The 7,335-nt window shown below is 50.8% G+C and carries 9 protein-coding genes and 3 pseudogenes; 10 read left to right on the plus strand and 2 right to left on the minus strand.

Annotated features, from left to right (window positions below; genetic code table 11):
• Nucleotides 1-33 precede the first annotated feature (33 nt).
• From IM317_RS24240 to IM317_RS23075, 3 genes are all read left to right on the plus strand, one after another.
• Complete coding sequence (locus IM317_RS24240; RefSeq protein ID WP_008325141.1) at nucleotides 34-192, plus strand: type I toxin-antitoxin system Hok family toxin; 159 nt, start codon at nucleotides 34-36, stop codon at nucleotides 190-192.
• An 873-nt stretch (nucleotides 193-1,065) separates the two neighbouring features.
• Entirely contained in the window at nucleotides 1,066-1,359 is a 294-nt protein-coding gene (locus IM317_RS23070; protein WP_023327733.1) for a hypothetical protein, read from the plus strand.
• A gap of 16 nt (nucleotides 1,360-1,375) precedes the next feature.
• The gene (locus IM317_RS23075) at nucleotides 1,376-2,197 is read left to right on the plus strand and encodes a DUF932 domain-containing protein (RefSeq protein ID WP_023327732.1); all 822 of its coding nucleotides are present in this window, start codon (nucleotides 1,376-1,378) and stop codon (nucleotides 2,195-2,197) included.
• A 28-nt stretch (nucleotides 2,198-2,225) separates the two neighbouring features.
• Here IM317_RS23075 and IM317_RS23080 read toward each other — a convergent pair whose 3' ends face one another.
• Nucleotides 2,226-2,765 carry a lytic transglycosylase domain-containing protein gene (locus IM317_RS23080; RefSeq protein WP_032636190.1) on the minus strand — a complete coding sequence of 180 codons (540 nt, stop codon included), beginning with the start codon at nucleotides 2,763-2,765 and terminating at the stop codon, nucleotides 2,226-2,228.
• A gap of 573 nt (nucleotides 2,766-3,338) precedes the next feature.
• On the opposite strand from IM317_RS23080, the gene IM317_RS23085 reads away from it, so the two are divergent.
• The gene (locus tag IM317_RS23085) at nucleotides 3,339-3,734 is read left to right on the plus strand and encodes a hypothetical protein (protein WP_023327730.1); all 396 of its coding nucleotides are present in this window, start codon (nucleotides 3,339-3,341) and stop codon (nucleotides 3,732-3,734) included.
• A gap of 32 nt (nucleotides 3,735-3,766) precedes the next feature.
• On the opposite strand, the gene IM317_RS23090 is transcribed toward IM317_RS23085, so the two are convergent.
• Nucleotides 3,767-4,408 carry an Arc family DNA-binding protein gene (locus IM317_RS23090; RefSeq protein WP_032636186.1) on the minus strand — a complete coding sequence of 214 codons (642 nt, stop codon included), beginning with the start codon at nucleotides 4,406-4,408 and terminating at the stop codon, nucleotides 3,767-3,769.
• Nucleotides 4,409-4,604: 196 nt separating this feature from the next.
• On the opposite strand from IM317_RS23090, the gene IM317_RS23095 reads away from it, so the two are divergent.
• The 6 genes and pseudogenes from IM317_RS23095 to IM317_RS23115 form a co-directional block, all read left to right on the plus strand.
• Entirely contained in the window at nucleotides 4,605-4,958 is a 354-nt protein-coding gene (locus IM317_RS23095) for a type IV conjugative transfer system pilin TraA (RefSeq protein ID WP_033147099.1), read from the plus strand.
• A 3-nt stretch (nucleotides 4,959-4,961) separates the two neighbouring features.
• Entirely contained in the window at nucleotides 4,962-5,264 is a 303-nt protein-coding gene (gene traL, locus IM317_RS23100; RefSeq protein WP_023327727.1) for a type IV conjugative transfer system protein TraL, read from the plus strand.
• Nucleotides 5,265-5,270: 6 nt separating this feature from the next.
• On the plus strand, nucleotides 5,271-5,852 hold the full coding sequence (locus IM317_RS23105) for a TraE/TraK family type IV conjugative transfer system protein (protein WP_023327726.1): 582 nt from the start codon (nucleotides 5,271-5,273) through the stop codon (nucleotides 5,850-5,852).
• An 11-nt stretch (nucleotides 5,853-5,863) separates the two neighbouring features.
• A pseudogene (locus IM317_RS24330) lies at nucleotides 5,864-6,032 on the plus strand (conjugal transfer protein TraK); the annotation flags it as partial.
• Nucleotides 6,025-6,801 (plus strand): annotated as a pseudogene (locus IM317_RS23110) (conjugative transfer relaxase/helicase TraI domain-containing protein); the annotation flags it as partial. The pseudogenes IM317_RS24330 and IM317_RS23110, both read left to right, overlap by 8 nt.
• Before the next feature lie 28 nt (nucleotides 6,802-6,829).
• Nucleotides 6,830-7,318: pseudogene (locus tag IM317_RS23115) on the plus strand (thioredoxin domain-containing protein); the annotation flags it as partial.
• Nucleotides 7,319-7,335 lie beyond the last annotated feature (17 nt).

Raw genomic sequence — 7,335 nt, forward strand, 5'->3', positions numbered from 1 at the left:
ACTTCTGCTTTGCGTTGACAGGAGAAGAAGGCCATGAAACTGCCACGAAATACCCTGCTCTGGTGCGTATTAATAGTGTGTCTCACACTGCTGATATTCACTTACCTGACACGGAAATCGCTCTGCGAAATCCGATACAGGGACACGAACAGGGAGGTGGCAGCTTTTATGGCTTACGAATCCGCTAAGTAGCTAACCCCGGCGGGGGGACCCCCCCCGCCATTCAGGGGCTGAGACTGTGTGGACATGCCTGAAGCGCCTTTATGAAGGGGTTGCCGGTTCGCCGGTAGCCCCTTTTTCCATCCCGAAGGGTGCAGTCGCATGCATGAACAACCCGGAAGGTCTGTTCCCCTGCGGGGAACGGGGGAAGGGGGACGCGCCTTCGGCGCTGCCCCTCTGCTCCCTCCGCCTTGCCCTCTCTCCTGCCTGATTTTGCTGAAGTCAGCGCGCCATTAGTTACCTGCCTGTATCTGGCTTCAGCCTGGTTTTCCCTGTGTTCTTCATCCCGGGCGTCATATCCGTCGTCCTGCTGGTTAACTTCCTCAGCTGCAGCTCCGTGGCCATAACCCGAAAACAGGGCAGGGCGATGGCCCCCTTCGGCTCCCGGCCAGCGCTGCTGTCCGGTCGTCGAGCCCCACTCCGCCAGGGCGGCCGCTGCGCACCCGCCAGGCTCCGCCGAACCCCTCCGGGTTTCGGGCCATACGGCTAGGGTCTGATGGCGAAGGTCAAGGGCTGCGGCTTCTCCGGCCGTGCCGTCCGGAACGCCTTCACCGCGCCGGCTGATGCCGTCGCTTTAATGGCGCCACGCCGTTCCGACGTGTCGGGTGTGTGCATCCTGTTCCCCCGGTGAAGCCATCCCCCGTGTGTCCTCACGCGGAGGGCTGCTTGTAGCACCGTCGGGTCGTCATCCAAGGGGTGAAATGCACTCCGCCAAAACTTTTTGCGTGCCGCAAAAACTTTAGTCTCCGCCCCTTTCCTTCCGCCCTTCGCCGTTGCTCCTTTGCCCTTTGCCGCGAGAGAACTCACCAGGGAGATGGACTGCCATCACCACAGGAGAAAACCAGGATGCACACACGAAACGTCAACGTCAAAACCGCCGCTCAAGAATCTACCGGAAGATGTGATTCAAACCTCACCACGTCCCAGTTTACGGATCTGTTTTGCTGGGTCCTGGCCGCATCGGAAGGGGAGCCACAACCGGTAATTTTTACGCCGCCAGAGAATGCCACTGAGCTGACGTTAATAAATGACGAATGCCCGGATTATATCTCTGTCTGGGTTGTAGATGGTCGCCCGGTGGCAGCTGCAATCCCGCTGGATAATTTTCACCGCGTTATTTCTTCATCTCTTACTAAATAATCAGGAGTAAATAAAAATGGTCAGTTTCGCAAGCCGCTATCGTATGCCTGCCTCGATCCGCAAAGACCGTCCGCTGACGAATGATGAATTACAGCGCATCGTTCCGAGCGCGTTCTCATCGGATAAACACGATTCACGCTCTGAACGTTATACGTATATCCCGACCATTAACATTCTTGATCGCTTACGTGATGAAGGTTTTCAGCCATATTATGCAACGCAGTCACGTACACGTGACCAGGATAAACGCGACTTTACAAAGCATATGCTTCGCCTGCGCCGTCATGACCAGATTAACGGAAAAGAAGTGCCGGAAATTATTCTGCTGAATAGCCATGATGGTTCAAGCAGCTATAAAATGATCCCCGGCATGTTCCGTCAGGTTTGCAGTAATGGTCTGGTTGCATGGAAGGATTTTGGTGAAATCCGCGTACCCCACAAAGGGGATATTGTCGGGCAGGTTATTGAAGGCGCTTACACGGTGCTGAAAACATTCGACGCGGTTGATGAAAATATAGACCTCATGAAAAGCATTCAGCTCACTTTGCCTGAGCAGCGCCTTTTTGGTGCGACCGCCCTGGAACTTAAATACGATGGAAAACCAGCGCCGATTACACCGGAGCAAATTATTAACCCTCGCCGTGTGCTCGACAGAGGCCAGGATTTATGGACCACGTTTAACGTGGTGCAGGAAAATGTGATCCGTGGGGGAATTCGTGGCAGAACGGAAAAAGGGAAGATGACCAGAACGCGGGAAGTCACCGGAATAGATGGTGACATCAAATTAAATCAGGTGCTCTGGAAAATGGCGGAGGAGTTTGCAAAACTGAAGGCCTAAAAATTAAGCCGCTCAACAGAGCGGCTTTTTACTGCACGCTATGTGACGATGCTGTTTCTGCAATTTTAATATCATGCTCCTTTCCCGCAGCTGGCGCGAGACGTTCTGAAAGTAACTTTTTTCTGGCCAGTAATACACGATATATATTTTTGATATCCTGTGCATAGGCCTTGCGCTGTACAATGAGCTTTTTGCTCGGTCCAGTATTATACATCCCCACGCTGTCCCAGTTTTTCCCGTATGACCGAAAGTTGTGCGCCAGTACCCATGCTCCCGTATAAACGCAGATACATGGATCATTTAACAGGCGCTCACGGGTAATATTGAAGTTTTTAAGTTTACCGTAATGGGAACTGTTCACCTGCATACCGCAGACATCTTCCGTTCCATTCCTGTTTGATCCATTTATCGCATCCGGTACAAGATGGCTCTCTTTAATCGAAATTGACATAAGCAGCAGCGGATCAATTTGGTAATCTTTCCCGGCCTGATCAAAGCACATCTGCGGAGCTGCGCCAGCAGATAGTGAAAGAGTCAGTAAAGCAGCAGGCAGTAACGATATTTTCATGGTTTGGCCTTTTAGCGAAATAAACGGGCTCTGGAGAGGCGCTTTAAAAAATACCCCGGCGGATCGTCGCAATCAAGTAAATTCACTACAAACGCGCCTGAGCGCTCTCCTGAAGGGATTTAACACCTGTCCGAAATAAACATGCCAGAACGGTATACGGTATTAACATGCCGCTCTTTACTAACCCTTTAAAACATCACACCCCACGCAAGACTTCGTCTTGCAGATTTTTCCTTTCATTTCAGTGGGATGTTTGTAAGAAATTTGCGCGCTTTTGGAATGTGACCGTTTAATGTCGTACATACCGACACTACACTATCGTATAATCCTGATACCTGTTAGTGTCGGTATGTCACACATGTATCATACAATTGTAGATATGCTTTAATTACATTGAATTATATATCGCACAGTGTCACACTATCGCACATCATAGTGCTGGATTGTACTACTGTATAGAACAGAAATGCACAGCAGTATCAACCCATTACAGCCTTGCACAGCAATGTGGAAATCCACCAACAGGCCATACATAGTGTCGGTTCCGACACTAACTTAAAACAGGTAAGAAATATGGGAAGAGTCGGCATCTACCTTAAAGATAAAATTGAACGCGAAGTTCGCGATATTGTTCAACAAGACCTGCAGAACGGCGCTAATGCTGGAGAAGCAAACATATCAGCTACCTGCAACGAATTAATCCGGCTTGGACTGCTTGTTTATAAACGCGATGGCGAGGATGGCAATCAATTTGATATCGAAGGATATCGAAGAGACCTCATAAGAAAAGCAGCCGGCTCACGCGAAGGCACAGTTCTCATTGCCACCCTAATCGCTGAGATGTATTTAAAAATGACAGGAAAAGACGGCGAAGGCAGCCTTGAAGATACGCTTGATATGATTTTAAGCGGCATAAACACAGCCGAGAACGAAGCAGAAGCAAGGCACTTCATCAACGAAAAAGAATAAATCTGTGAGCCGGACACCCCGGCCCACATCGATCACAGGGACGGTTTTTCATCCCAGGGAAGGTCACTTTTCTCCACCTCCTTTATTTTTTCTTTCAGGAACACCTCGAACTCCATGCAAAGAACTTTAAGCGCCTGCACATCCTCATTCTGGTCAAGTAACCTTTCCGTAAAATAACCCAGCGTATTCATCAGACGGGTGAGCATTTCATCATTCAGACTACGGTTATGCACCTTCGCCATTGCCCTGATTTCATCTGCAAGGTTTTCAGGAATTCGCATGCTATATCCGGTTGTTTTCCCCGGAAGCAAAACTCTTTCACCCTCACGCCACATCCACAATTGCTCCTGCTTGGGCGAGGATTTAATTTCTCCAGCATCATCAAGAGATTCACCATCAAGTAATTGCCCTAGCCACTCTTCAAATCTCACCGCCAGAGCAATGAGCCGCTCACCCTCCGCAGTTTTAATGACAGGCTTGCCGGGCTGATAATTCAGCGACAACAAAAGCCTGGCAATAATTTCCTCATTCACACTTCTGTTGCCAGCTCTGGCACATATTCTCAGCTCCATAAGCAGATTATCCGGTGCACGCAATCGCCACTCCACCGCCTCACCTGGCTGGAACTTGCGTGGACGGCCGCGACCATCCCACATTTTTTCTTTTACTTTCATAGCTATAGATCCCATAGACCATCTCCGAACTTACTGGTCAACAAAGCCTACCCACTTACATATTCGGATAAATCTGAATGGTTACAAAAAGTGTGACATGCGTCACAGTTTTTTTTTTTTAGGGTCATGGGACAATTGCGCCCGCGTAAACAAGCACTTACGCGATTCACTTTTGTTTACTTCGGAGAAAACAAACATGTTAACCAAAGGCAGTGCCCTTAACGTCGGTAAGGGATGGGCGGTAGCGTCTTTATTCCGCAAAGCACGCGAAAATCGCCAGGCTAAATTTTACTTAAAGTCAGCAGGCGCTTTTTTAATTGCACTTATGGTCACTCACCCGGCATTCGCATCTGGTACCGACCTTCTTTCCTCGCAGAACGCCACGGTTAATTCCACCTTCGGCTCCGGCTCATCACTGGTTAAATGGTTCTACATCGCCGAAATCATCATGGGCCTGTTTATTTACATTAAGGCCCGCTCACCACTGGTATTCGTCGGTATCGTTATGGCAATCATCTTTACCCGTGTCGCCTTCGGTATCGCGAGCTAAATGATGAACGGGGAAGGAGATAAATATAACTTCCCGGAAACAATGAACCAGCAGAACCGCTATTTAGGCTTACCGATTGACGAATTGATTGTTACCGCACCCCTTTTAGTTTTGGGGGTGCTTAACAACCTGTCACTCGAACTTGGTGTAATCGCGGGAATCCTCTGGTTCATCGTCAGATATCTGAAAAAAGGGCAGGGGTCGTACTGGTTGCTTAATTTCTGCTACTGGCACCTGCCATCACTTTTATTCAAAGTAACCTTTCGCCAGATACCTGACTCAAGTTTCCGGCACTGGAGGGCATAGTTTTTCATGAAACTGAATATTAAAGGAGAGCGCGATAAACAACTCCGCTATGCGTTTATTGGTCTTTCAGCTTTAACTTTACTCATGAGCGCAGGGAATGTACTGACAGGGTCACTGGCATGGTATTTCGCCACAACCCAGAAAACCATCACCACGCCGTTAACGTTTAACCGCCCATTTGCATCAGATTCTAAAAGTGTCGATGCGACCGGTCTGACACAGTTCGCCGCTTCCTTTATTTACTGGCGACTCAACGTTACCCCGGAAAACATCGAACATAACCAGAAAATGATTCTTGGATTTGTCCCCTCCGCCGAACGGGACGTACTCAAGAAAGCCCTGGACATAGAAACTGAGCGCATCCAGAAAGCGGGCATCACCACCCAGTTCGACACGAAAGAAATTCGCGTCATGGATGATGGCTCCGTGCAGTACAGCGGGGTACTGAAATCCTCCACCACAAACGGCGCAATCATCACGCCACTGAAAGACCAGGAAAAAACCTACCGACTGAAACTGAGTTATGACAACGGTGTGATTAACCTCCACAGCTTTGAAGAACTCAAGCCGGTATCTTCCACTAACTGACAGGACTGCCCATGAAATTTCGCATTTCACCGGCAGCTGCTGCTGTGTTTCTGGCAGCGGGATTATTTACCAGCGGCCTCCGGGCCGCTTCCTCACCCGCAGCCATTCCGTTTGAGAACGACGCCGCCTTTAACGTCACTCTCAGCAACACCAACCCGAGTAAGGTTGTTGTACCCGGCGCTTTCCTGAACCGGCGCTGGCGCTGCCGGTGTATGACAACAATGGCAGGAGTGCGGGCCTGGCCATGGTTTCCCTGGTTGCCAGCCCGGAAGGGCGGATGACACAGGGGGAGACCCGGATGGTCATGACAGAACGTGCCCGTGGTGCGGTACTGCAGCGAAGCCAGTCAGGCAACACGATTGTGGCCAGTGACCTGGCGGCCGCGCTTGATGCAGTACGACATCACCCGAAGGACGGCGTGGTCTGGCAGACCGGCGATGAACCGCCTTCAGCATGGTTGCTTAAGGTGAGCGGTGGGACAAAACAGGATGTGTCGCCGGGTATTGTCTCCACGCTGACTGACGAGCAGAACGTACAGCAACTGCGCGAACAGATGCTGGCAGACCAGATTCGCAATGAAGACGCCGGACGGAACAGGCAGCCGGAGTCGTTGCTGCCGGAAATTCCGCAGGAAGAGGTGATCAGACTGAAACCGGAAGACATTAACCCGCGTAAACCGGAACCACTCACCCCGGATGCAGATGTAATCGCCAGGGTGAGAGGTGAGGAAAACACCGGTGGACAGGAAATGAAAGCTGCTGCAGGTGTCAGGAGTGAGCTGGAAGGTGCTGACAAGGCATCCGGTGAACAGTCGCGGGCATCGCGTGTGATTGCAGATCTGGCAAACGCTGAGCGCGACATGCTCAGGGTGGCAGAAAATACTGAACGCGGCCGCATGCCGGAGCGTGAAGAACAGACCCTCACCCGTACCATTCAGAAAGAACGCTAATCCCCCATTTAACAATGAGACTCAGACGATGAAAGTACACAAATTAGCAGCATTAATAGTTACAACATACATTGGCTTTATTGCAACGGCACACGCTTCGGCCCCTCAGCCGATATTCAGCCCGGAGCAGGAGGCCCGTATCGGGGAAATCGCAGCAGACTACCTGGTATCCCACCCGGAGATACTGGTGACGGTCAGTCATAAGCTGCAGGAACAGCAGGAGGCACGTAAGCAGAAGATGTTTGCACTCAGCGTGATGGAGAATCAGGCGAACCTTCTGCATGATCCGGATACCCCGGCTTACGGGCCTGATAATACAAAGGTCGCGGTGATTGAATTCTTTGATTACCAGTGCGTGTTCTGCAGCCGCTTTGCGCCGGAGCTGGAGAAGGTCATGAAAGCGCAGCCGGACGTCCGCTACCTCTTTAAGGAGTGGCCAATATTTGGTGGCCGCTGGGAAGCCTCACTTCAGGCAGCGCAGCAGGGGCTGACGGTCTGGCAAAAGAAAGGGCCGCAGTGACCTGCTCCCCGTTG

The sequence above is a fragment of the Enterobacter cloacae complex sp. S3 genome (genome assembly GCF_014930495.1).
Classification (GTDB): domain Bacteria; phylum Pseudomonadota; class Gammaproteobacteria; order Enterobacterales; family Enterobacteriaceae; genus Enterobacter; species Enterobacter asburiae_B.